Genomic DNA, 1,056 nt, shown 5'->3' with positions numbered 1-1,056 from the left:
GGCGCCCCCCCCCCGGGGCCCCCCCCCCCGCCCCGCCCCCCCCCCCCCCCCCCCCCCCCCCCCACACCCCCCCCCCGGCCCCCCCCCCCCCCCCCCCCCCCCCCCCCCCCCCCCACTGTCGCGCGACTCGGGCGACGTGGAAGCCCAGGTACGTAGGTGCCCATATTGACGACTGGGTTTTCGGCTGGTGGTCGCGCCGTTCCGCTGCGCGGCGGGAGCCGTTGGAGCCGAACTCGATGATGGCCGCCCGTGCGCATGCGGCGCTCCGGCCCCGGAAGTGCGAGCTTCACCGGTGGCGCCGGCGGCGCTGGCGTGGAGTGTCGGAACCGGCTGGAGGAGGGAGCCGGCGAGGGCTTCCTGCCGCTCGGTCACCTCACTCACCGTATGGAAGCCGCGTGGCCGAGGCCGCCCGCCTGATGGACGCATGCCTCCAGCGGGCTCCTGCGAGCCGCATCTGCAGCAGAAGCCGAGCCCGCCCTCTGGAAAAAACCTGTCACGGCGACAGTAGACATGGGCGTGTGTCAGGTGTAGCATTTCTCTCGTACTCAGGAAGTCGAAGAAGGCGCGGCAGACATGAACTGCCGCGCAAGCGGATCGCGCAAGAAGGGAACGGCAGTGGAGGGAAGGGGCCGTGAGTGGTGGATTCCTTCACTGGCTGCCGGGCCGGGCGGCCTCAGGGGTCGCAAGCAGTAGCGCACCGTTCAGCAGTACTCTCTGGTTGATTCAACGAGGTAAGGAGCAGACACCATCAGGATCGCCCGGGCGAGGGAGAAGTCGCTCGGGTACCGCAGGCCCCAGAATGGAAGGTGGTCCCCGGTCACGCATTCGCGATCCCCGTACCTCTGCCCTCCCGGGCGGAACCGCGGAAAACGAAGGCCGGCGTGAAGTCGGCCGGTAGATGGTGTTAAAAGCTCGGGGCTCGGGGGGCGGACCGCCCCCCCGCCCCCCCCCCCCCCCCCCCAAAAAAAGGGCATTTCCCCCACCCCGGGACCCACGACCCCCAAAAGTAGCCCCACCAGGATATAAACCCAAAAACCAAGGGCCGGGCCGCCCAAA

This window comes from Streptomyces sp. NPDC053560 (assembly GCF_044544605.1).
Classification (GTDB): domain Bacteria; phylum Actinomycetota; class Actinomycetes; order Streptomycetales; family Streptomycetaceae; genus Streptomyces.
This window is presented reverse-complemented; position numbering follows the sequence as displayed.